This is a genomic window from Comamonas testosteroni TK102, from assembly GCF_000739375.1.
In the GTDB taxonomy this organism is placed as follows: domain Bacteria; phylum Pseudomonadota; class Gammaproteobacteria; order Burkholderiales; family Burkholderiaceae_C; genus Comamonas; species Comamonas brasiliensis.
In genome coordinates this window covers 2601727-2625033 of the sequence record NZ_CP006704.1, presented here as the reverse complement: position 1 = coordinate 2625033, position 23307 = coordinate 2601727, and the positions used below count along the sequence as shown (strand labels likewise).

The window sequence follows — 23307 nt, the reverse complement described above, 5'->3', positions numbered from 1 at the left end:
CTCAGAAGCTGTAGGCCAGGCTCAGTGCCAGATTGGTATGGGAGGTTCGGAAGTGCTCCGGCTTTTTGACAGGCGTGGCCACAAAGACTTCATAGGAGAGGTTGCGCCAGGCGCCACGCAGTCCAATGGCAGCGCCGGTCAAGGACTGCCCCACCAGGTATTGGGCGGAAGGTCCGCTCACATGGCCGGTATCCAGCCCCACAAAGGCCTCTGCATTGCCTGCAACGCCCAGACTCAAGGGCGCGCTGAGTTCGTTGCGCCAGTACCAGCCTCGTTCGGCCAGCAAGGTGCTTTCGCCGTCGAAGCTCCGCACGGTATAACGGCCTCCAATGCCAAGGCGATCCTGCGGGGTCAGTGGTGTCTTGTTCCACTGGCCATGCCAGTTGCTGGTGAATCTGAGTTTGGTGCCACCCAGCTCGAAGGGCTTGGTCAATGCCAGATCGGCGATATAGAGCTTCATGCGCGAAGTGCCTTCACCAAAGGGCTCCTCTGGCGCATGCAAGGCAGCAAAAGCACCCGTGCCTCGCTTGTAGGCCAGATTGGCATCCAGGATGGCATTGCCTAGATAGCTGCGCTGGTTCAGGCTCAGTTCAAAGCCCGAGGTACGCCGACGCTGGACATCGATCTCCACATCGTCGATGTAGTTGTTGGAAGTCCGCTGGAAGGCCTTGATGCCGGCCGTGGTCTTGGAAGAGGCATTGCGGAATACCACCCAGCTGAGCTTGAGATCCAGATTGCTGGATTCGCCGCTGTAGGTGTAGTTTTGATAAGCACCCGCAACGCCCTGGTGGTATTGGTTATAGGAACCCGACAGGGCCAGCAACCAATACCCGAAAGGCAGGGAATACTGTGCGGCCCGGGTTTCGGTGCCACGGCTGCCGCCATTGTCAACGCCTCCGCCGAAGCTGAAGTACATCAGGTCATTCAGGCCCAGCGGGTTGTCCCAGGATACCGTTCCTGTACCTTGTAATTTTCCCGTTGATTTGGTGCCACCATTATCCATGGCGACGTTCGAGCGCAAGGGGCTGATATTCTTATAAGTAATCATCAGATCACTTTGACCAGGCTCCGCCTCGTGGCCTTCAGCGGGAGTGATCTGAATATCGGCATCTGCCGTTGGTACTCGCTTGAGATTCTCCAGACCTTGCTCTATATCACGAAGCTGCAGTAACTCTCCGGGTTTGGAAGGCAAAGCGGCGAACAGCGATGTGCTTGCCGTGCTCTCTTGGGTAAATCGAATGGCTCTGAGAACGCCGGGAATGAAAGCGACGTTCAACACACCGTCTTTGAGGTTTTGAGGGACCACCATCACTCTGGAGGTCACGTAGCCATGCTCCAGCACTGCTTGCTGCATTCTCGCCAGGATGACCTCGACCCCCTTGGCCCCTACGCAGGGCCGGGTGCTCAGATCAATGCCTGCCGCAGCCCCGAGCCAAGGCAATGCATCAAGCTTGGGCCCTGTCAATTCAAGCGCATGCAGCGCGAAGCAAGGCATTTCGCCATCTGGCATCGCGAGCGTTTCGGGTTTCACTTGTGGCTGCAAAGTGTTCGCATTCGGAGTCATGCGTTCGCGCAGCTCACGTTCGCGCTCTTGCTGCCGCTGTAGCTGCTGTTGCTCAATGGCGGCGCTGCCGGAAAGCTGCGCAAAAGCGGGAGCAGCCAGGCTCACCAATGCCGCAAATAGAGGCATTAAATGAAGGCGGTGACTATATTTTTTTTCCCTCATCAAGGACTTTGGTATTTCTTGTGTCATTTTTTTCGCGTGAGTAGCATTCACGTTATGCCAGAGGACTATTACGCAAAACCTACATCGCGGAAATATCTCTTTATAAAAATTGACAAAGATGGAGTTTGATCGAATAGCCCCATCTAACCGAACAAGGCTCTGCCTCAATCACACCAAGAGACAAATGCAGGAAGAACATGACTTGACTAGTCTTGCCTCATTGCTAAATTTGGTCCTAGCCAGGCATTGATTAACGGCAACCCCAAAAATGGAAAATAAAATCAGAATTTTCCTATTGCTATTTTCGTTGTTTAATAAACAGATACTCAGCAAGCATTCGGCTTGCTGCATAAGCCATCCACATATGAGGCGAAGATTAGACGCGGAGCCATGCCAGTCATCTACCGCGTGAGAATGCGCGAGTAAGCAAAGAAAATGCCTTCGTCCGTCGCAATGCAGCGATTTCCGCCAGCAAGCGATGGAGCTTGAACAACGTACTGCCCAACTGCGCATGCAATCCAGTGAACGGGCCATGCCATTCCTCTGTCGCCAAATGGAAGATCTGCAAGTCCGGCGACACGTGCATGCCGAACGCGCCATACAAGAATCACAGCAGTTGATTCTTCAGCTGAAAGCAGAACTGGCAAGCGCGAAGCAACACAGCCAATATCTGGCAGAGGACCTTGCCGCTGCGAGGCAGAGTTGCACTATCTCAGTGATGCCAGCTACGGCCAGGCCACCACGGCAACCCGTAACCAGGCACTGCTGCAGGTCCAAAAAGTGCTTTATGCAGGCGGGCGACCTAACTCCAATCCCACGATTCGGGACTGTGTTCAACGCAACGCTGGAGAGTTCCTGCACCCGATGGCGGTCAGGAAGACCTCAAAGGCCTGCTGGATCTCCTGCTGACTTGCTCCTGCCTGGTCGTCTTCCCCATGGATTGCGTGGAGCATGATTCTGTTGCCAAGCTCAAACGACTGACTGAGTGGCTGCAGATCCCCTTCCTTCCATATCGCAGCGCCAGCCTCGCCTGCTATGCGGCTGCGATCAAGCGGGAATTTGTAGAACACAACAGCAAAGCTGTCTCCCATTTTCCCCTTTGCCAGCGCCATCGTTGAGCGGCAAGCGCAGCACAAGCAGTCCGGGTCTCCTAAGGGTGATGCACCAGGACCCTGTTTGCCCAACTCATCGGCACAGGGGCCGGATGCAGCCCGCAAAGCTTGAGGTGTCCTTGTGCTTCACGCTGGGTACCCGCAAGCCTGGTCATTCGAGAAATGAGAAGCAACATCATTAATCGCAAGGAGTGAGCGGATGTTTCTGGGCAAGTCTTGAACCCCAGGAAATGAGCGCTCGGCGTGCAAGCTGCCCGAGAAAGCCGCCCGAGGCCTAGTACTGCCCAAGCAACTGAAATATTTTCGCGTTCGGTGCATCCAAACATCGGTCTCGCGGGTAGTAGCTATAGCAACACAAGCAATGTGCTGCCTCAGTGAACCTTTCCAACCGATCTAATTGGAGAATCTCAATGTCGACCACTCGCTTCGCATACCGCCTCACCGCTATTGCTGCCATTGCCTCCACCGCAGCCCTGCTCGCTGCCTGCGGCTCGATGCAGTCTCCGGCCGGTACCTTCTCCCAGGCCTCGCTGCCGGCGTCTATCCAGGTTCCATCCGGTCACAAGGTCGCTTGGGAAACGGTAGGCAGTGGCGACATCACTTACGAATGCAGGGACAAGGCCAACGCACCAGGTCAAACCGAATGGGTCTTTGTCGGCCCCGATGCGGTGCTGAAAGACCGCTCCGGCAAAACTGTGGGCCGCTACTATGGCCCTCCCGCCACCTGGGAAGCCAACGACGGCTCCAAGCTCACCGCTACGCAGCTAGCCGTCGCGCCATCTGGTGCCGGCAACCTGCCATACCAGTTGGTGAAGGCCAATCCAGCCATGGGTAACGGAGCGCTGGTAGACGTTAGCTACATCCAGCGCGTCGCACTCCAAGGGGGCACTGCTCCTGCCGACAAGCCTTGCACCACCGCCACAAAGGGGCAAAAGACCATGGTCAAGTACCAGGCCGACTACATCTTCTGGAAACCCACGATGTAAGGCTTTGCAGCGGCATGACTAGAATGCGTGAAGGGACTATCTCTATTTCCTTCCAAGCTTTTATTTGTGCCGCCTGCTGCCGCCCTCCAAGACGACGCTTTCGACCACGCCGCTGCGCTGCAGGCCTGCGCGCAAGGTGATCGCGAAGCCTTGCGCCGCATCTATGTGCATGAAGCACGCTACCTGCTGGGTGTGGCTCTCAGAATAGTTCGTGACCGCGCTGCGGCAGAGGATGTGCTTCACGACGCTTTTGTGTCCATCTGGGAGCGTGCATCGAGTTTTGACGCCAGCCGTGGCTCTGCCCGTGGATGGATCTACAGCATCGTCAGGCATGCGGCCCTGAATCGCGTACGCGATGGCGCGCGCGAAACCGTGCTTGACGAACCGGCTACAGCGCACCTGGATGCACAGGCAGCCTTTGCAGCCTGGCAGGATGGTGGCGATGAGCTTGCACGGCAGGCGTCGCTCGGCCGTCTTGGGCATTGCCTTGACGGCTTGGAGCCAGCGCGCCGTGCCTGTTTGTTGCACGCCTATGTGGACGGCTGCAGCCACAGCGAGATTGCCGAGCGGTTGCAAGCACCCCTGGGCACCGTCAAGGCCTGGATTCAGCGCGGACTGCGCGCACTGCGGGAATGCATGCAATGAGCAGCGAAACCCAACCACAAACGCCTCCAGACGACCTGCATACACAGGCCGGAGAGTATGTACTGGGCACACTCGGTGCTGGTCAGCGTCGCACCATTGAAGCGCGCCTGCCGCACGAGCCCGCCCTTCGGGCAGCGGTGGACGAATGGGAGCAGCGTCTGTTGCCACTGACCTCGATCGCCGAGCCAGTCGATCCTGGGGCCAGCCTATGGCAACGCATCGCCGCAAGTATTGCGCCAGCAAAGCGCACTCAAGCTGCATCGACCAAAATACGCTGGTGGCAATGGGAGAGCCTCGCTCTATGGCGCGGACTGACGGGTACTGGCTTTGCCGCTGCCGCAGTACTGGCGGCTGTTCTTGTACTGCGCGAGGCTTCGCCCCCTGCTGCGCCACGCTACTTTGTGGTGCTTGCGGCGCCTCAGAGCCAGTCTCCTGGCTGGTTGGTACAGGCCCAGGTCGAGGGCAGACTCCGTCTGGTGCCACTAGGTATCGACAATGTTCCTGCCGAGAAATCCTTGCAATTCTGGACCAAGGCCGATGGATGGAGCGCGCCGGTATCGCTTGGTCTGGTAAAGCCAGGCGAGGCCATAGAGGTTCCGGTTGACAAGCTCCCTCCGCTACAGCCCAACCAGTTGTTCGAGCTGACCCTGGAACCCTATGGTGGCTCACCGATTGGGCGCCCCACAGGCCCTATCCAGTTCATCGGTCGAGCCGTCCAGATCTAAGATTTCGTTGGAGGGGAGCTTGAGGCGTTCCACCGCCCTGAGCTTTGCCAGGAACAGGCACCGCCGCTAAGGAATTGAGACGAGGCGCGAAGCCGAACGAAGTATGAAAGGCTTCGCGCCAACGTATCGGCGGTATTACCGCTTGGCGAGCCTGGTGCCCAGTACATCCGAATCATGTACGACCAAAAGACAGTTGGCGGCCCGGGAGTGACAATCTGCAGGGAGCGCCTTGCCACTCCCCGGCTGATTATTTGCTCATGCCGTCCTTGGACATTGAGTCTTTCGACATCGAATCCTTAGACATCTTGTCCTTGCCCATGTGATCCTTGGCAGATTTGTCTCCCTTGGTCATTGCGCCCTTGCCCATTTCTTTGTCCATGCTCATGGCGTCTTTGTGCTTGGAGTCCTTTCCCATGGCAGGCTTTTCCATTGCCATGTGATCCTTGCCCATGGAATCCTTGGTCATCGCATCGGCTGCAAATGCCGAGGCGGCGCTCAGTGCCAGACACACGGAGAGCGCGGTGGTAGTGAATGCGTGTTTCATGATGGTACTTTCTTGGCTCAGGTGGAAAACGCGGCGTGAGCCGCAGGGGGAACGGGGGAAATAGGAAACAGGTGTGGCGTCAGCTGCCGCCGAACCAGTTGTAGCCCTGGTCTTCCCAGTAGCCTCGGTTGAAGGTGTTGCTCACGAAGATGGCCTTTATGTGCTTCGGATTCTTGTAGCCAAGCTTGGTAGGCATGCGCAACTTCATGGGGAAGCCGTACTTGGGCGGCAGTGGTTGGCCATCCCAGTCGAGTGCCAGCAGCGTCTGAGGATGCAGCGCCGTCGCCATGTCGATACTGGTGTAGTAGTCGTCGGCGCATTGGAAGCCCACATAGCGAGCTCCGAGGTCTGCACCGACGGCACGTAAAAAGTCACCAAAGCGTGGACCACCCCATTTGCCAATGGCGCTCCAGCCTTCCACACAGATGTGGCGCGTAACCTGCGTGTACTGCGGCAGTGCACGCAATTCATGGAGCGTCCAGCGATGCTTGTCGGCGACAAGCCCTGTCACCTCCAAAAGAAAGCTCGCTTCGTCCACTTCTGGCACCTTGCTTTCGTCGTAGAAAGCGTTGAATGGAAATGGCCGGGTGATCATCGACTCCGGGTAAGTGGGGGCGAGGCGTGAAGAGTCAAAAAGCCAGCCCTGCACCCGATCATTGAACTGCGAGATCCGCGTCAGCGCGGCTTCGGCAGTAGCGTTGTCGTCAATGCTGCATCCTGAAAGCAGCCCCAGGCCTCCCAGTGTGAGCCCGCGCGCAAGAAACTTCCGGCGCGATGCCTGTGGCAACTGTCTGTTTAGCAAGTTCCGGGCCTCGGCGACCACGGCTTCAGCGTTGTCCCGATGCCAGATGGAAGTGTTCATGATGTGGATTCCTTGTTGACCGAGCGCAAGGTGGAGCGACCGAGCAGCATGACAAGCAGCGACCGCGGAACCAGCACGACCATAAGAAGGTGAACGGCGACAAAGCAGACAATGGCTGTCATGCAATAGAAATGAATGCGGCGGGCCATGTCGTATCCGCCCAAAAGCTCACGCAGTAGCGGAAACTGCACCGATTTCCAGATCACGAGACCACTGAGCACCAGCAATATCAAATCCACCACAGCAAAGAGATAGGCTGCACGCTGCACCTGGTTGTAATGGCTCATGTCTGCATGCGACAAGCGAGCCGTCAGCGCAAGCCAGGCGTCACGCACTATGCCGCGCGCTGAAACGGGGAACATTCGCTGCCCAAACCTTCCAGTGATCAGATTCAGCAGCAGATAAGCAAACCCGTTCAGCGCAAACAGCCACATACCGGCGAAATGCCATTGCAGCGCGCCGCCTAACCAGCCACCCAGCGTGATGTTGTCTGGAAAGGCAAAGTCAAAAATAGGTGATGCGTTATAGATACGCCAGCCGCTCATCACCATGATCAGCACGGCTAAAGCATTCAGCCAGTGGGTGATGCGCAGCCACAGGGGCTGCACGGAGACACTGCGTTTCGGCGGTTGACGTGTGAGGGAGGACATGGGTGCATTGTTCGGCGCACCTGGTCTCGAAGTCATCACCGAGAGTTCAATAAATCGTGATATTTGGGCTGCAGATATCGGAGGTCCGATCAATCAACTATTCAGGCAGCTGCTTGAAAGCGGACTGCCCGACTCCAGTAGACACTTCCCAGCCTCAAGCCCAGGCGTGATCAAACTCCTCTGGGTTGATGCCACCCAGATGGTCATCCGCCGCTCAGAACCAGTCCTCCCCTTGCGCCTTAAAGGGACAGCAACTGATGACATCAAATTGCCAACCCCGAACTGCACCATGGCTTGTCGACAGGCGGCGCCTGCAGTCAGACCGGACCAAGACCCTTGTGACTCGGCGCATGCTGAAGGGCAGTGACTGTGCCGAGTCCAGGTTCCAATCCGGTCAGAAATCCATCGTTGCCGACAGCGCAAACGTGCGTGGAGCCCCCAGTGCCAGGCTGGAAAGCAGAGGCATCCCTCAATAGGCCTTGTTGGATGCGTTCAGCACCGCCGCTCGAAAAGTGACAGGCTTGCTGTCGATCTTCGTCGCATAGCGCGCACCGAGGTCGTAGGTCACACGACCTGCCCCCACAGGCTATTGTCCGCATCCCCGGCGAGTCAGTTTTGAATGGAAATCAACAGCCTACTCGCTTGTAGGCATGAAAAACAGGTACTCACCTGGCCCCATCTGCGGGGTGATCACATAGCCCTCGCACTGCCTGTCCCTGCATTTCACAGGGATGGCGCGGGGCCAGATGGTTGCGGCAGTCGGGTAACCGGGCAGGTACTGGGGCACATGCCAGACGCCATAGTCACCCACTGGCTCGGCTTGCTGCGCTCCCGTCGCGCCTTGCTCGCCACTTCCGAAGATCTGGCGCTGAATGCTCAACGGTTCATTGACCGCCCTGGAATCGGGCGCTGCCAGAGACGAAGCGCCACATAGTGCCATCGCTAAAAGAGCTAGAGTCTTTCCCATAGCGGCCTCCTGGATTAGGAATCACGCCTACTAATTGTCATACAGCTGCGCTGTACGTGGATCTTCCATCACGGAGGTGACAACCGAGGGGCGAGTGACTTCAGGTGCCAAGCCTGACTGAGCCTCTGCAGGCGGCGCAGCAGGATTGGTGCTGCCCTGTGCCGAGGCATCCGGTCCGTAGTTGTTTCGGCGCTCGTCTGCAGTCATGGACTGCGGGCATTTCGAGCCCGTGATCTCCAGGGCCACGCGCGCTGCGGGGTCCATGCAGTCCATCGCCAGCGAGGCGGCCTTCATGCCCTTGTTCCAGAGTTCGCGGCTCATTTTCAGGCGCTTGCAATGCTCGTCCGTCCAGGTCGTGCCGAAGCTCACGCCAAAGCCGGGTCCGTTGGCACTGCCGCTGCTGCTGCCCATGCAGGTGTCGTTGCTGGTCGTGAGGTTGGGGCCGTTCACGCTGGGAACGTTCTTCATGGTGTAGGTGCCCGTGTACTCCACGATGTTCTTGGAAGTCCCGGACACCGTGCTGTTCAGATTCTGGGTTGTCGTTCCGTTCGTTGTAATGTTCTGGTCGGAAGTCGAGGTGGACCTGCTCTCCATCGTACCCGTGGAACGGCTCTCCATCGGCGCAACCACAGGATTGACAATGGTGACCGATTGATTTTGCTGGGCCCCCACGGAAGAGGACTCGGAGGAGCTTTGCGCGCTGCTGCCAGCACTTTGCGCATAGCTGCACAAAGGAACGCAAAGACTTAACAGAGCTATTGAGAGTTTCATGCTTGGCTCCTACGTCGCCCGAGCCTGGCTGGCCAGGCCCGGGACAAACACAGCTATCTTGGGATAGCTTGCTTAGTTGGCATTGGCGGTAGAGCCTGCACCAGCAGTACCGGAAGTGCCGCCACCGTTGGAGAGGTAGCCGGCATTACCCCATGCCCCGGCGTTCTGGTGGACGGTACCCACAGAGCCAGCGTTCGATGTCGTATTGGTCAGCGCGCCCCAGGGTGAGGAAACGGCTCCCGATGTGGCGTTGTAGCCAGAGGTGGTGCCCGCGTTGTTGTTGATATAAGCCAGGCCACCGCCAGGGCCGGCGCCAGTTGCAGCGACATTCGCGGTCTGCGAAGAAGCTCCACCGAAGGCTGTGCCGCTCACCGGGCCGGCGCTGTAGCCAGCTGCAGCGCCCGAGCCTGCATTGGCATTGGTTGCTGCCACACCGCCTGCAACACCGTTGCCGGTGGTTGCGGAAAGGCTCTTGACGTTGCCGAAGGTCGTTGCGCTACCACCGACAGCTGCCCCACCGATGCCAAAACTGCCTGCACCGATAGCGCCGCCAGCAGCGTTTGCATTCGAGGTTGCGCCGGAGGTGGCGCTATTCATGCTCAGCGCACTTCCGTTGCCCGAGCTGGCTGCGCCCGACAGCGTTGCAGACGATGCACTTGACGTCGTATTAGTTGCAGCAATGCTGGAGCTGCTCACGGCAGCAGATGCAACACCAGCCAACGCAATAACCGCCATGGCAATCAGAGACTTTTTCATGATCGTTCCTTTGAATAGCGAGTTTGTAGACAACTGAAGTATGTGAGAGAGACCTGTGCCAATTATTAAGCAAAGGCCGGTTTTAACCGTCTTCAAGTTCTGGATTAAATTTTCACGGTCCACAACATGATTTCGGTAGCAGCAGTTTCAGAAAATGTCTGGGAAACAGTAATACCCTATTTGCAATTATTATTTCACCCACTCAGATAATTGCGGAGAATGATTAGTACGATGCGCTTGATGAATGGTGCGCTATTGAAAAAGTAGCATTATGGAAAATTTCCTACAATGTTAAAAAAAGTAATCCACATTTCTATTTATATTATTTCTCTTATGTTTCAAAAATAAAGGGTTTTCATCTAACTTCCATGACTGCTTTTCAATTCTCTACCCAATATTGAAGTGAATAAATGTAAAAATTTAAACCATACTTTTCCTTATGGATTTTTAATAGATTTTTACGAGATGAAATTTTATTTTTCAGCAGATTTTCCAATTCCCATTACACAGATCGGGTGTCACATGTATCTCTCCGACTTGCCCAAGGGGCCATACTTTGATGCGGGCAGCATCGAAGTCACATCCTCTGCCACGGGATACACCTGGCCATCCGACATGAAAGGTCAGAAGAACCAGCCCGTGCGGGTTTTCCTGGCTGACGAAGACAGACATAGCAGGAGCGTGATCTCGCAGGAGCTCATGCGTGACCCTCGGACCATCCTGATCGGGCAGGCCTCCTCCTATCGGGAAGCGCGCAAGGGTGTCTTGGCCGAGGAGTTCGACGTGCTTCTCGTGGACCTGTCTCTTGGCGAAGGACAAGGAGCCGATTTGCTGGAGTTAGTCCAATTGAGAATGCCCAATGTATTGAGCATCGCCATTTCCTCCAGCGAAAAAGGCGATGCCGCCATGGATGCTTTCAAAAAAGGGGTGGTTGGATATCTATTAAAGAATTCATGGTTTGGAAGTTATTCGCAAGCGGTACTGGAAGTGGCCAATGGCGGGGCATCCATATCTCCGATTGTTGCGAAGAAAATTCTGCCAAAGATATTTCAATACTCTGCACCCAACGAAATTCCTCTTGAACACAAGAAATTCGAAAAGCTGACGGATAGGGAAAAAGAAGTTTTACGATTGATTGCTCAAGGAAAAAGAACCCATGAGATTGGGGACTACATGGAAATAAGTGCATTGACTGTATCAACGCATGTGAAAAACATCTACCGAAAGATGCAGGTAAGGACCAGAGCCCAAGCCGTCAGGTATGCAGTATTGAAAGGCATCATTTGAAAGAATCGAATATTCAAACGCTTTGGGCCGACAACAGCGCTTTGGCCTACAGAATGTACTTAACCTGTATTGAGATTTGAAATATTTGACAGGACGCTTTTTGATAAGCAATGCTCAGCCGCACAGGGCTGGCGCCTTCGAGGGACGGCTTTCAACCATGTTGCCCAACTCCGATGCGCCTGCGCGTCACGCTCACATGGCTGTGATCCAGCAACTCTGAGGCTTCAGCAAGATCTTGGCCGGTGTTAGGCACGGCATACCTCAAAGCATGCCGCGCCTTGTCCAACAGTACCAGGCGCCTGAACAAGCGTCTGAACCGCCTTCCTTTGATTCGCCTTCTCGCCGGTAGACGACACAAAATTTCAACGGTGTCACATGCCTCTGTTACATTCATTCACAGGAGTGAACATGCAAACAACTGCCGTCGAACAGCCGATATCCAAGCCGCTCTCATTTCCTCATCATCTGACCGGCATGGGCGTCGTGGCTTTGGTCAACCCGTTGATCTACTACAGCCACAATCCGACGCGTGCGTGGCTTGAGACTTGGCTGTCGCCTCTTGCACTGGCGCTTGCCGCATATGGTCTATATGCCCTGCTTCCGAACCCTCGTGCAAAGAGTGCATGGCCCAAGGGCTTTCTGGTACTCGCCTGGCTTCTGCTTTCTCTGTCGGTAGCAAGTCCATGGATAAACCCGCCTCGCTCCAATCCGTATGCGACACAGGCCAAGCAACCCGCCCCCATACCGGCAATCACCAGCCTTGGCGCAGCAGCAGAAGACTCTGAGTGGTGAAAAGCAGCGTCACCCCTGACGATTGGTCGAATCATCTGCTCTGCTACGGCTGATGACCTCAATAGCTTGGTATCTTGCGATGCAGAAGCTAATTCGTCACCGGAACTGATGCAGCCGCCTTCTGCACGGCGGAAATGCTGCTGCCTGGCATGCGCTCCCCGAGAAAATCCAGAAAGTGCCGGACTGCCGGTGCCAGCCCGCGCCGCGAGGGGAACACCGCATGCACGATGCCGCGCGGGGGCGCCCATTGCGGCAGCAGCTGCACCAGCGTGCCCTGGTTCAAGGCATCCTGGCACATATAGTCAGGCAGCCAGCACATGCCGCTGCCGGCCAGTGCGGCAAATTTCAGGGTCAGCAAATCATCGACCACATAGCGCGGCTGCAGCTGCAGCCGGTGTTCCTTGCCTTCGGGTCCGACCAGCAGCAGGCTGGAATGGCCGTCGACCGCCGTCATCGCCATGCTGTCCAGCAGTTGCAGGTCCTCCAGCGTGCGGGGCGTACCCTGGCGCTGCAGCAAATCGGGGCTGGCCACCAGGATCTGGCGCGAGCTGTCGAGTCGCTTGACGACCATGGAGCCGCTGTCCTCCAGCGTGGCACGTACGCGCAATGCGACATCCACACCCTCCTCGACCAGATTGACGGGGCGGTTGGTGACCTGCATCTCCACCTGCACCAGCGGGCAGCGCTTGAGAAACTCGGGCATCAGCTCACCCAGCACCGTCTGCGCCAGCGTCACCGGGCAGGTCACGCGAATGGTGCCGCGCGGCTCGGTCTGGACTTCGGCCACGGCATCCGAGGCAGCCAGGGCAGCATCGCGCATGGCCTGACCATGGCGCAAAAAGGTCTCACCGACCTGAGTAAGAGACAGCTTGCGGGTGGTGCGCTGCAGCAAACGCACTCCGAGGTGGGCCTCGAGTTCGGCGACGCGGCGCGAGAGGCGCGACTTGGGGATGCCCAGCGCCCGCCCGGCAGCAGCAAAGCCGCCGCGCTCGACCACCTCGACGAAGTACAGCATGTCGTTGAGATCCACCATGCACATTTCCTTGGAATCGATTGAATTGATATTTGGAACAATCTATCGCATTTTTGCAGACTTATTGGCGAATATAAACAAATCTACAATCTATTCCATTGCAATTCAAAACCAATCACTGTTTTGCCGCAACGCAGCATCGGGGCTGGGCAAGAAGTGTTTTCTGACTCATTTTTAGAGGTATAGATACCAACATGCAAATCCTGCACATCGACTCTTCCATCACTGGCTCCAATTCCGTGACACGCGCACTGACGGCCGATATCGTTGCCAGCCTCAAGCAGACCAACCCCGAAGCCAAGGTCGACTACCTGGATCTGGCCGTGAGCGCCCCCAGCCACCTGAGCACACAATCCCTGGGTTTTCGCACCGGCCAGGCTGCTGCCACCGAAATCGAACGCCAGGAAAACGCTGTCTCCGAAGCTCTGGTCAGCCAGTTCCTGGCCGCTGATGTGATCGTCGTGGGCGCCCCCTTCTACAACTTCACCATTCCCACGCAGCTGAAGGCATGGCTGGATCGTATTGCCCAGGCCGGCCGTACCTTCAAGTACACCGCCACCGGCCCCGTGGGTCTGGCCGGCGACAAAAAGGTCATCGTGGCCTCCGCTCGCGGCGGTGCTTACTCCACCAGCGAAGCAGGCCAGGCCATGGAGCACCAGGAAAGCTATCTGAAGGTGATCTTCGGCTTCATGGGCGTGACCGACGTGACCATTGTTCGTGCTGAAGGCGTGGCCATGGGTCCCGACGCCAAGGCTGCGGCCATGGAAGCGGCCAAGGCTCAGATCGAGCAGGCACAAGCTGTCGCTGCCTGATAGCTGACTGAGCTGCAAAAGCCGGTATCGCCCAGCGCATACCGGCTTTTTTGCGCGACAAGATAGGGCCCCTCCGGGGTTTCGGACATTTCCGACTGAAGTTCTCGAAAAAAATGCCGATCTGAAAGCCTGAACACGCTGTTTTTGATACGCTGAAAACAGTTAGATACTTATCAGGCCCCACCGGTCACGTTTTCCCAGATGCCAGCTTCCCGTCCCATGCCCACCGCCGTCCGTCAATCGCCTCAGCGCTCCGACGAAAACCTCGTCGTCACCGCTATTGCCGTATTTCTGGTGGCAGCACTGATTCTGGGTACGGTCGCCTATCGGTACTTCAAGCATTCACAGCAGCAGCAGGAACAGACTCGTAGCGAGCGTCAGGCCTACAAGCGCTATAACGACTATCTGGACTCCACCGAACAAGCAACTGCCAAGCCTGCCGCCAACCCGCCCTCCCCCGTACAGGCCAGCGCGCCTGCCGCAGCGCCCAGCATGGCCGAGAAGCTGCTCAGCCACCCTGCCGTCACACCAGGCCCAGGCTTCAACGCTCCGGGCGTACAGCAGACCGGTGTGGCCATCATCGATGCGATGGACCACGCCCAGGCAACCGCCAAACAGTAAGCCAAGGCCAGCAGAAAAGCCCTGCTTGCCCCACGCCAGCTCAGCGCATGACCAGACCGCCGTCTACCAGCAGCAGCTGCCCGGTCATGAAGCCACTGAGTTCCGAGGCCAGAAACAGCACCGGCCCCGCCACATCTTCGGGCCGCGCCAGCCGCCGCAGCGGCGTGGCCGCCATCAGCGACTCCCGGAAAGACTCCTTGCTGCCCTGCGTGCCCTGCGTGGGATAGACCAGACCGGGCGCCACACAGTTGACGCGTATGCCCACAGGCCCCAGCTCGCTGGCCAGGTTACGGCTGAAAGCCAGCAAGGCCCCCTTGGATGTCGTGTAGTCGTGATAGGCGACAACAGGCTGCTCCACCAGATTGCTGACGATGTTGACAATGCTGCCGCGCGCGCGCTGGCGCATCAGCGGTAGCACCGCGCGGCAGACATTGAAGCTTGCGCCCACGGCACCATCGAACTGTGCCTGATAGTCCGCCCATTGCAGATCCTCAAACCGGCTGCGCCGCTCGGGATCGAAGGCATAGGGCCTGAAGGCATTGTTGACCACGATGTCGATGCCCCCCCGCTTCGCGCACTATGCTGTCCACCATGCCCTGCACCGCCTCTGGCGAGCCCACATCGGCCTTGACCGCCCAGGCATCGCCGCCCGAGTCCTTGCCTGCGGCCAGGCAGGCATCCACAGTGCCGGCTGCAGCCTTGTCATTGGAGAGGTAGTTGACGGCCACCGTCGCGCCCTCGCGCGCAAACGCCAGGGCAATCGCCGCGCCAATGCCACGGCTGGCTCCCGTCACCAGCACCACCTTGCCGCGCAAGCCCATTGAAGAAGACTGACTCATATTCACGATTTCCGCTCCAACACTGACAGGCCCCAGGCAGGGGACAGCAAGCGGGGGCCTTGACGGCTAAGCCGCCCCGCAGCGATGCTGTCTTCCCTCCCGCAAAGAGAGGGCAAAGGCGCGGGGCCGCCCAAGTAACGCGCCTCAGAGGAAGATTTACAGCGAAACAACCACATCGGCCACCTTGATCTGACGCTGCACCATGCCCAGCGCACGATAGGCATCGGCGCCTTTTTGCAGCGCAACCATATCAAAGCTGCCCAGCGGCTGCCCCTGGACGGCGGGCATGGAAGAGGCGTTTCGCAGGCGTATCACATCCAGATTGATGTCGCGGCGCGTGCCGTCGATGGCATATTTGCTGGCCAGCACCGAGGCCTCCTCGGGGTTCGCCATCATCCAGGCTGCGCTTTCGCGGTAGCCCTTGATGAAGGCCTTGAGCAAATCCTTCTTCTGCTGGAACACTTCTTCGCGCACCACAAACATGTCGCTGGACATATTGAGGTGGTCGCTGACCTGCATCACGTTGACATCGCCGATGCCCTTGCGCAGACCCACGGCCAGGCCGGTATCCGTGGCGGCCGTGGCGTCAACCTGTCCCTGCATCAGGGGAGCAAAGTTCAGCAGGCCGGTCACGACAATGCTCACATCCGACTCCTTGAGGCCGGCCTGATGCAGCATCACCAGCAGGTTCTGGCGCGTGCCGCTGGCAAGGCTGTAGACACCGATCTTCTTGCCCTTGAGGTCTGCGGGCTTGCGAATGCCCGAGGACTTGAGCGAGACCACGTTGAACACGTTCTGCGGATAGATGTCGTAGATGGCCACCAGCTTCTCGCCCTTGTCCAGTGCCATGAAGAAGGAGCCTGGGTCGGTGAAGGCCACGTCGGCCTGGCCGCTGAGGATGTTGCGGATCGCATCGCCACCACCTGCTCCGGGCAGATAGGCCAGCTCCACGCCATTCGCCTTGAAAAAGCCTTTTTCGGGCTCGACCAGAATATTGGTGATCTCGCTGATGGGCTTGCTCCAGCCCGCCAGGCGAATCCTGCCCTGCAGAGGAACCGCCATGCTGGTGCCGGTCATGGCAAGGCCGCTCAGGCCTGCACAGGCGCCGAGCAGGCTGCGGCGGGAGATGAACGAAGTCTGGTTGCTGTTGTGCATGACAAATGGTTTGAAGATGCGATCAGGCCCTGTCGCCCGACTGCGAGGTTGAAAAGTGATGGGAGCGCAGCAAACGGCGCTCCAGAACAAGACAGGCCTGATACAGCAGCAGGCCCATGGCGGCAATCAGCACCAGCGCCGCAAACATCAGCGTGGTGTCCATCATTCCCTGGGCGGCAATGACCACGGCCCCCAGGCCCTGGCTGGCGCCCATGAACTCGGCCACCACGGCGCCGACCAGCGCCAGCACCACGGCCACGCGCAGCCCGGCCAGAATCGCAGGCAGCCCCGTCGGCAGCTTCAGGCGCAGCAGAGTCTGCAGTCTGGTAGCCCCCAGCATGCGAAACAGCTGCATGCGCTGGGCATCGACCTGGCGCAGACCCATCAATGTGTTTTCCATCAAGGGGAAAAAGCAGATCAGCGCCGTGATCAGCACCGTGGGCAGCATGCCGAAGCCGAACCAGAGCACGAACAGCGGCGCCAGAGCCAGCTTGGGCACGACCTGGCTGACCACCACATAGGGCTTGAGCACGCGCTCCAGCAGCTCGGACTCGGCCAGCGCCATGCCGGCCAGCAGGCCTACGGCGCTGCCTATGAGCAGGCCCAGCAGCAAGGCCTGCAAGGTGGCCCAGAGATGCGGCCAGAAATAGCCGGACGCCAGACCCGACCACAGTGACAGCGCCACTGCCGAGGGCGCAGGCAAAACCAGTGCCGACAAGCCTAATTGCCTCGCAGCCAGCTCCCATATTGCGATGACAGCTATCAAAAGCGAGGCAGACAGCCAGTGTGTCTTGTTCAGCAGGCCGCTCATGCGCCCCCCCGGTCCATGGATGCGCGAATGCGCGCGCAATAGTCGTTGAACGCCGTACCGTGGCGCAGGCTCTGCTGGCGCGGCTGTGGCAGCTCTATCGACCAGTCGTCCACGATGCGGCCACCATGCATGAGTGCAATGCGGTCACCCAGATAGACGGCCTCGTTGATGTCGTGGGTGACGAAGAGCACCGTCGTGCCATGCCGCTGGCAGGTGCGCAGCAAATCATCCTGCAGCTCGGCGCGCGTGATGGCATCCAGTGCCGCAAAAGGCTCGTCGAGCAGCAGCAAAGGCGGCTCCAGAATCAGGGCGCGCGCCAGCGCCACCCGGCTTTGCTGTCCGCCCGAGAGCTGGCGCGGATAGAGCGAAGCATGTTCGACAAGGCCCAGTTGCTCCAGCAACTGCATGGCCGCCAGTTGATCCTGCAGCCCAGGTTTGCGCTGCAACGACACGGGCAGCAGCACGTTGTCTATCACCGTATGCCAGTCCAGCAAGGTCGGCGCCTGGAACATAAAGCCCAGCTGGGGGCCCGGCGCCGCGAGTTCGCTGCCGCCCAGCAAGACATGGCCCGACTGTGGCCTGAGCAAACCTGCCGCCAGCTTGAGCAGCGTGGTCTTGCCGCAGCCGCTGCGCCCCAGCAGGCAGTGGATCTCTGCGGCCCCGATCTGCCAGTCCACGCCATCCACCACGGGCGCTCGTCCCGGGTAGCTGTATCGGGCCTGCTTGAACTCCATGAATGCCACGGCTGTATCCACTCCCTCAGTCCGCATAAGAGGCCAGCGGCTGGGCCGCCAGTTCTGCCGACTGCTCGATCTCCGTCATGCGCACCAGATCCAGCAGGTTGAAGCGCCCGTCATGATGCCAGCCCGCTTCGGGCATGCTCATGGAGCCGATGGCACTGATACGCGTGACGCCAACCGCACCCAACAGCCCGCCCAGGCGGTACAGCTCTTCGGGGCCGGCCGCAATGCCGGCGGTCTGCAGATAGTCGCGCTGAGCGGCCACCACGGGCAGCACGGCATCGAGCCGGTCCACAGCCACCACTGCAATCGTGCGATACAGCGCGGTCGGTGCCAGGGGCTGCAGACTCTCGCTGTAGGCCACGCTCCAGGGCGCATCCACAGGCCCCAGCAGCTCGTGAGCTTCGCCGCCCCACTCCATGTTCTGCTGCCAGCGGGCCAGCGCCGCCCCTTCTTCCAGATCCAGCTCGCGGCGTGCGAATCGTCGCTGCAGATTGGCCAGCTCGGCCGCCAGATAATCGGCAAAAGCACGCGGCGAAACCGGCGCCCCACGCTGCACATAGAACACATGGGGCGAGTAGCAGCCCTGCTGGTCGTAGCGCATCACGTCCCAGGCGGCCAGCCTTGCCATGCCCGCAGCCTTGAGCGTATCCAGCGCCTGCGCCCCGATCAGGCCGAAGCCCAGCTTGTGGCCATGGGGCAAAAAGCGCGTCGTCACGGGCAGGCGACGACGCAGTGCATCCAGAGTCTGGTTGCCACCATAGGCCAGCACCGTATCGGCCTCGGCATAGAGCGCGTCGGCCTCCTCGCCGCCTGCGCCGCGCCACCAGACCACGGCCAGGCAATCGGCCAGCGGCGGATGCACCTCGGCCAGCAGGCGCGCAAACCAGCCCGCAAACAAGGGCTCGGCACTGGCCAGCTTGCCGATCGCAGGGGCCTTGACCAGCAAGCCGCAGACCAGACTCCACAGCGACAGCGCAGGCACGTTGCCGGCCCAGCTGTGCACCAGCAGGTCCGGGCCGAAAGCACGTACGGCGCCGCCCTTGGCTGCCGGTTGAAAGCCATCGAGCACTGCCGGATTGGCGAAATCCTCGGCCACAAAGCGCCTGAGCTGCGCTGCACGAAAGGTCTTGAAAAATCCGGTCAGTCCCAGCCGCACCATATCGGCGTCATAGCCGCTGACCACAGGCAGCCAGGCTTCGGCCTGCTGACGGTAGATGTCGTTGCGATTCAGCAGGCGGGCCATCGCACGATCGACGGCATCGATGATCTCGGCCACCGGCATGGAGCGCAGATGGACACACGCAGCCGCGCGCACGCGAGCAGCCAGAGCCCGCATCTGCGGCGCCGTCAGCACGGGCACGCTGACTTCCAGCCTCTGGCCGTCGCGGGACTCGAAGCCCAGCGTCTGCCACTGCACTTCATCGTCGGCGAGGCCGGGCAGATAGCCTGCCTTGATACGCTGTAGCTTGCGCTGCTCGCTCATGCGCCGGCAGCTTTCACAAACTCTTCAACCGCCAGCGAGCAGCCCTTGGCGGCGGCGCCCTCGGCGCGCCCCAGCAGCAAAAAGCCGTCTTTTTCCTGCGTGCCGGCCCACAGGCCCACATCCTCGGTCAGGATGGTGGTCACCGCGTTGTAGTTGGCCAGATCGCAATGCACCAGAATGCCGCGCTCACCAGCTGCCACGTCACGGCCGGTGATCGGCTCGACCAGACGCGAGCGAATCCAGTGCGGACCAGACTTGACCGAAGGCAGTACCGCATTGCCATCGTCATAGAACTGGGTGCTCAGCTCCGTCATGCCATACATATTGATGCACAGACTGCGCGGCACGCCCAGCAGCTGTGAAAGCCCGGCATAGAACTGCTCGAGCGGCAGCTCGCGCGACTGCCCCTTGTAGCCGCCCGTATCCAGCACCCGGCTGCCTGCAGGCAGGCGAAAGCTGCGGCCCTGTTCACGCAGGGCATCCATGACATGGACCAGGCTGAAGCTCGCGCCCAGCAGCGCAAACGGCTGGCCGCTGCGCTCGGACGCCTCCAGCGCGGCACACAGGGCCGGCATGTCCAGCCCTTCCGAGTTCAGATAGTAGCGGCTGCCGGCCGAGCCGAATTCGGACCGCGCCAGGGCCAGATAGTGGGCCAGCGAGGAATTGGGCATGGCCTGCTCATCGGGAAACAGAATGCCCATGGGCATGCGCTCCATACCCTGCATGAAACGTCTGGCGAAATAGCGCTTCATGGACAGGTCGTAGACATCGAGCTGCGGATGGAAATGACGTCCGCGTGCGGCGCGGCCTGTGGTGCCGCTGGTCATGAACACACGCTCGGCGGGCGATGGCGGCTCGCTGCGCAGCTCCATGGCCTTGAAGGCATCGATGGGCACGGCCGGAACATCGCGCCAGCTCCTGACATTGCGCAGCGTGGCACCGCGTCGCTGGCAAAAGCTGCGAAACGGCGCATTGCATTCGTACTGGTAGGCGAAAAGGCGCAGGGCGAGTTGATTGAACTGGTCGTCGGTGCAGTCATCCATTGCGATGAAAGCAAGCAGATCGGCGACCATCGAAGCGGCCTTGTCCATGAAATTCCTTCGAGAGCGGGGACATCATGCTCCGAAGGCTTGCTGACCATGCGAGAACGCACTGCCCTGAGGTCAGCTTGCAAGCTCTTCTTCCGCCGGTATGAACCGGGTCAAGTTCGCGGGTGTAGATCTCAGCACTGGCGTGCACCCCGGAGCGCGGCGCCATCTTACCCCAACGGCATCGCTTCAAGGGCCCGGAGCCGGTGCATGAAAGTCGCGTCACTTGTAACCTGGGGTAAGGCTCCAGCACGGGCAAGAAGGACATCCAGGGCAAAAACATCAAAACACTGCTGCCCAAATACAATCGCCCCAGCACCGCAAGCTGCCTGAGACGCAACCTGCCACGGCGCCGGCAATGGCGCATATGCGCCATGCCTGAAAGCGCGGCGTGTCGCGGTAATGGACTGTGTCAGCAGACGCTTGCAAATCATCCAGGGCAGCCAACGCCCCCTCAAGCCCCAGAGATATTCACATGCATTTTTCGCGTCTTTGCCATCTGGCAGGCTGGCCTGTGGCCGCCGCCGGACTGCTGCTGACGGCACAGTCCGCACTGGCCCAGCAAGCCGCCGCCCAGCCGGACCTGCCCCAGCTGTCCGAAGTCACCGTGCGCAGCACCTTGCAGCAGTCTGCACTGGAGCAGACCCCAGCCTCCGTCACCGTGCTCGATGGCGAGCGCATGCGCGAGCGCAATCTGCAGGTCAATCTCTCGGAGTCCCTGGGCGCAGCTCCGGGCCTGCAACTGCAGAACCGCCAGAACTACGCGCAAGACCTGCAGCTGTCGATTCGCGGCTTTGGCGCGCGCTCCACCTTCGGCGTGCGCGGCATACAGATCTATGTGGACGGCATCCCCTCCACCATGCCCGATGGCCAGGGCCAGACCAACAATATCGATATCGCCTCGCTGGAGCGAGTGGAGGTGCTGCGCGGCCCCTACTCCGCGCTCTACGGCAACGCCTCTGGCGGCGTGATCAACGCCTATACCGAACGCGGCGAGGGTGCGCCCTCGGTGGAAAGCAGCTTTGCGCTGGGCAGCGACGGCCAGAAGCGACTGGGGCTCAAGGCCAAGGGCGAAGCCAACGGGATTGGCTATGTGCTCAGCGCCAGCCGTTTTCTCACCGACGGCTACCGAGCCCAGAGCGCAGCGGACAAAAACCTGTTCAACGCCCGTATCGATGTCAGGCCCGACGAATACAGCCGGCTGACCCTGGTCGCCAACCATGTGGACATCGATGCCAAGGACCCCGGCGGCATCAAACCCAGCGAATGGGCCCTCAATCCAAAGGACGTCAACGCCAATGCGATCAAAATGAACTCGCGCAAAAGCGTGAAGCAGACCCAGGCCGGCCTGACCTATGAGCGCGAGCTTGGTGCAGGCCAGGCGCTGCGCCTCATGGCCTATGCCGGTCAGCGTGAAATGATGCAGTTTCAGTCTATCCCTCCCAGCAGCAAACTTGAGGACAAGTACAAAGGCGGGGTGATCGGCCTAAAGCGCGACTATGGCGGCATCGATGCACGCTGGAGCGGCAAGTACGAGCTGGGCAGCGGCAGCCTGGGCCTGATTGCCGGCCTGGCTGCCAATACCGTCAGGGAAGATCGCCAGGGCTACAAGAACTTTGTCGGCAACCAGCTGGGCGTGGTCGGCGAGCTGGTGCGCGACGAGCGCAATACCCTCACCAGCATCGACCCCTATCTACAAGCCTCCTGGGCCTTTGCCCCGCGCTGGAAGCTCGATGCCGGCCTGCGCTGGAGCAATGTGCAGTTCCAATCGCGCGACCATTTCCTGGCTGACAAGGACGATAGCGGCAATGCTGGATTCCATAAGTTGCTGCCGGTTGTTTCACTGCAGCACGAGCTCAATCAGGACACCAATATCTATGCCTCGCTGGGTCGCGGCATGGAGACACCGACCTTCAACGAGATCTCGTACCGCCCCGATCTGGTGGGCGGCCTGAACTTCGGCCTCAAGCCTGCGGTATCGACCAGTGCCGAGCTGGGCATCAAGCAACGCTTCAATGTGGCCGGCCTGCGCGGCGATTGGTCTGCCGCGCTGTTCCAGACCCAGACCGACAATGAAATCGTGGTGGCCAGCAACGACAGTGGCCGCGCCTCCTATCAGAACGCAGGCAAAACCCGCCGCCGCGGCATGGAGCTGAGCACCAGCACCTGGCTGATGCCCCAGTTGCGCCTGAACGGCGCGCTGACCTTGCTCGACGCCAGCCTGCGCAGCGGCTATTGCGACAGCAAGGGCCAGGACTGCATTCCCGCCGGCAACCGCATTGCCGGCACGGCCAGGCATCTGGGCTACCTGGGACTGGAATGGCTTCCCGCCACCGACTGGCGTGTGGGCCTGGACTGGCGTCATGTGGGCCGTATTGCCGCTGACGACAAGAACCAGGTCTACGCCCCCAGCTACAACGTGGCCAGCCTGAGCGTTGGCTACACCCGGCGCCTGGGCGCCTGGAAACTCAGTGCTTTTGCCCGCGTCGACAATCTGGCGGACAAGAACTATGTGGGCTCGGTCATCGTCAACGAAGCGACCAAGCCCGAGGGCCGCTACTACGAACCTGCCCCGGGACGTCAATGGATGGCCGGGACCAGCCTCAGCTACCAGTTCTAGGCAGGTCATCCGCATTGCCGGACAGCAACAAGCGGGCCCGGTGCCCGCTTTTTTATATCCGGGCGGCTCAAAAGCGATTTTTTTTAGAAAAATTTGGGTACTGGCAATCTGCCTGTCTGAGTCCGAAAACCGCCAATCTCGCGCCGGCTTGATTGCCTCACGGCAGCGGCCCACTGCAGCTTGCGCTCATCAGCAGTGCAAACCACGCCAAAACATGGCTATCCACGCCCAACCTCATGAATCTTCTCGCCAGCGCTCGCGCAGCTTGAGCGAAGTTAG

General features: G+C 59.5%; 23 protein-coding genes, 1 pseudogene and 1 riboswitch. Of the genes and pseudogenes, 9 read left to right on the top strand and 15 right to left on the bottom strand.

Features of this window, described 5'->3' with window-relative positions; translation table 11 throughout:
* Position 1: 1 nt before the first annotated feature.
* Positions 2-1753, bottom strand: a complete 1752-nt coding sequence (locus tag O987_RS11935; RefSeq protein ID WP_419177856.1) for a ShlB/FhaC/HecB family hemolysin secretion/activation protein — start codon at positions 1751-1753, stop codon at positions 2-4.
* An 806-nt stretch (positions 1754-2559) separates the two neighbouring features.
* On the bottom strand, positions 2560-2838 hold the full coding sequence (locus O987_RS11930; RefSeq protein WP_019042659.1) for a hypothetical protein: 279 nt from the start codon (positions 2836-2838) through the stop codon (positions 2560-2562).
* A gap of 410 nt (positions 2839-3248) precedes the next feature.
* On the opposite strand from O987_RS11930, the gene O987_RS11925 reads away from it, so the two are divergent.
* The 3 genes from O987_RS11925 to O987_RS11915 all read left to right on the top strand — a co-directional run bounded on the left by O987_RS11925 (position 3249) and on the right by O987_RS11915 (position 5194).
* The gene (locus O987_RS11925; protein WP_043372402.1) at positions 3249-3824 is read left to right on the top strand and encodes a DUF3455 domain-containing protein; all 576 of its coding nucleotides are present in this window, start codon (positions 3249-3251) and stop codon (positions 3822-3824) included.
* Positions 3825-3890: 66 nt separating this feature from the next.
* A complete protein-coding gene (locus tag O987_RS11920; RefSeq protein WP_003055687.1) occupies positions 3891-4469 on the top strand; it encodes a sigma-70 family RNA polymerase sigma factor in 579 nt (192 codons plus the stop codon).
* Positions 4466-5194 carry an anti-sigma factor gene (locus tag O987_RS11915; protein WP_043372400.1) on the top strand — a complete coding sequence of 243 codons (729 nt, stop codon included), beginning with the start codon at positions 4466-4468 and terminating at the stop codon, positions 5192-5194. Before O987_RS11920 ends, O987_RS11915 begins: the two co-directional genes overlap by 4 nt.
* Positions 5195-5441: 247 nt before the next feature.
* Here the strand turns inward: O987_RS11915 and O987_RS11910 are convergent, their stop codons facing one another.
* From O987_RS11910 to O987_RS11885, 6 genes are all read right to left on the bottom strand, one after another.
* Positions 5442-5738, bottom strand: a complete 297-nt coding sequence (locus tag O987_RS11910; RefSeq protein ID WP_003055689.1) for a hypothetical protein — start codon at positions 5736-5738, stop codon at positions 5442-5444.
* A 79-nt stretch (positions 5739-5817) separates the two neighbouring features.
* A complete protein-coding gene (locus O987_RS11905; protein WP_043372398.1) occupies positions 5818-6600 on the bottom strand; it encodes a molybdopterin-dependent oxidoreductase in 783 nt (260 codons plus the stop codon).
* Positions 6597-7250 carry a cytochrome b/b6 domain-containing protein gene (locus tag O987_RS11900; RefSeq protein WP_003055692.1) on the bottom strand — a complete coding sequence of 218 codons (654 nt, stop codon included), beginning with the start codon at positions 7248-7250 and terminating at the stop codon, positions 6597-6599. The genes O987_RS11905 and O987_RS11900 overlap by 4 nt, the downstream gene beginning before the upstream one ends.
* 634 nt (positions 7251-7884) lie before the next feature.
* Positions 7885-8217 carry a hypothetical protein gene (locus O987_RS11895; RefSeq protein ID WP_043372396.1) on the bottom strand — a complete coding sequence of 111 codons (333 nt, stop codon included), beginning with the start codon at positions 8215-8217 and terminating at the stop codon, positions 7885-7887.
* Between the two features lie 30 nt (positions 8218-8247).
* Positions 8248-8988 carry a hypothetical protein gene (locus O987_RS29225; RefSeq protein ID WP_003055693.1) on the bottom strand — a complete coding sequence of 247 codons (741 nt, stop codon included), beginning with the start codon at positions 8986-8988 and terminating at the stop codon, positions 8248-8250.
* A 72-nt stretch (positions 8989-9060) separates the two neighbouring features.
* Positions 9061-9684, bottom strand: a complete 624-nt coding sequence (locus tag O987_RS11885; RefSeq protein WP_232536044.1) for a hypothetical protein — start codon at positions 9682-9684, stop codon at positions 9061-9063.
* On the opposite strand from O987_RS11885, the gene O987_RS29430 reads away from it, so the two are divergent.
* The 3 genes from O987_RS29430 to O987_RS28760 all read left to right on the top strand — a co-directional run bounded on the left by O987_RS29430 (position 9602) and on the right by O987_RS28760 (position 11823).
* Entirely contained in the window at positions 9602-9781 is a 180-nt protein-coding gene (locus O987_RS29430) for a hypothetical protein (RefSeq protein WP_232536166.1), read from the top strand. The two genes, O987_RS11885 and O987_RS29430, sit on opposite strands and share 83 nt — an antisense overlap.
* 485 nt (positions 9782-10266) lie before the next feature.
* A complete protein-coding gene (locus tag O987_RS11880; RefSeq protein ID WP_003055695.1) occupies positions 10267-11031 on the top strand; it encodes a response regulator transcription factor in 765 nt (254 codons plus the stop codon).
* A gap of 408 nt (positions 11032-11439) precedes the next feature.
* A complete protein-coding gene (locus O987_RS28760) occupies positions 11440-11823 on the top strand; it encodes a hypothetical protein (protein WP_003055697.1) in 384 nt (127 codons plus the stop codon).
* Between the two features lie 88 nt (positions 11824-11911).
* Here O987_RS28760 and O987_RS11875 read toward each other — a convergent pair whose 3' ends face one another.
* The gene (locus O987_RS11875) at positions 11912-12856 is read right to left on the bottom strand and encodes a LysR family transcriptional regulator (protein WP_003055699.1); all 945 of its coding nucleotides are present in this window, start codon (positions 12854-12856) and stop codon (positions 11912-11914) included.
* Between the two features lie 194 nt (positions 12857-13050).
* Here O987_RS11875 and O987_RS11870 point away from each other — a divergent pair, with 194 nt between their 5' ends.
* Complete coding sequence (locus O987_RS11870; RefSeq protein ID WP_003055701.1) at positions 13051-13668, top strand: FMN-dependent NADH-azoreductase; 618 nt, start codon at positions 13051-13053, stop codon at positions 13666-13668.
* A 219-nt stretch (positions 13669-13887) separates the two neighbouring features.
* A complete protein-coding gene (locus tag O987_RS11865) occupies positions 13888-14289 on the top strand; it encodes a hypothetical protein (RefSeq protein ID WP_012838155.1) in 402 nt (133 codons plus the stop codon).
* 40 nt (positions 14290-14329) lie between these two features.
* Here the strand turns inward: O987_RS11865 and O987_RS11860 are convergent.
* The 6 genes and pseudogenes from O987_RS11860 to O987_RS11835 all read right to left on the bottom strand — a co-directional run bounded on the left by O987_RS11860 (position 14330) and on the right by O987_RS11835 (position 20411).
* A pseudogene (locus O987_RS11860) lies at positions 14330-15110 on the bottom strand (SDR family oxidoreductase).
* A gap of 174 nt (positions 15111-15284) precedes the next feature.
* Complete coding sequence (locus tag O987_RS11855; RefSeq protein WP_003055708.1) at positions 15285-16283, bottom strand: ABC transporter substrate-binding protein; 999 nt, start codon at positions 16281-16283, stop codon at positions 15285-15287.
* Between the two features lie 22 nt (positions 16284-16305).
* Positions 16306-17094, bottom strand: a complete 789-nt coding sequence (locus O987_RS11850) for an ABC transporter permease (protein WP_043372388.1) — start codon at positions 17092-17094, stop codon at positions 16306-16308.
* Positions 17091-17828 carry an ABC transporter ATP-binding protein gene (locus tag O987_RS11845; protein ID WP_235214392.1) on the bottom strand — a complete coding sequence of 246 codons (738 nt, stop codon included), beginning with the start codon at positions 17826-17828 and terminating at the stop codon, positions 17091-17093. Before O987_RS11845 ends, O987_RS11850 begins: the two co-directional genes overlap by 4 nt.
* Before the next feature lie 25 nt (positions 17829-17853).
* The gene (locus tag O987_RS11840) at positions 17854-19320 is read right to left on the bottom strand and encodes an acyl-CoA reductase (RefSeq protein WP_043372385.1); all 1467 of its coding nucleotides are present in this window, start codon (positions 19318-19320) and stop codon (positions 17854-17856) included.
* Positions 19317-20411 carry a long-chain-fatty-acid--CoA ligase gene (locus tag O987_RS11835; RefSeq protein ID WP_043372384.1) on the bottom strand — a complete coding sequence of 365 codons (1095 nt, stop codon included), beginning with the start codon at positions 20409-20411 and terminating at the stop codon, positions 19317-19319. Before O987_RS11835 ends, O987_RS11840 begins: the two co-directional genes overlap by 4 nt.
* 70 nt (positions 20412-20481) lie before the next feature.
* Positions 20482-20573: riboswitch (TPP riboswitch) on the bottom strand.
* A gap of 310 nt (positions 20574-20883) precedes the next feature.
* Here O987_RS11835 and O987_RS11825 point away from each other — a divergent pair.
* Entirely contained in the window at positions 20884-23028 is a 2145-nt protein-coding gene (locus O987_RS11825; protein WP_043372381.1) for a TonB-dependent receptor family protein, read from the top strand.
* The last annotated feature ends 279 nt before the right edge of the window (positions 23029-23307 follow it).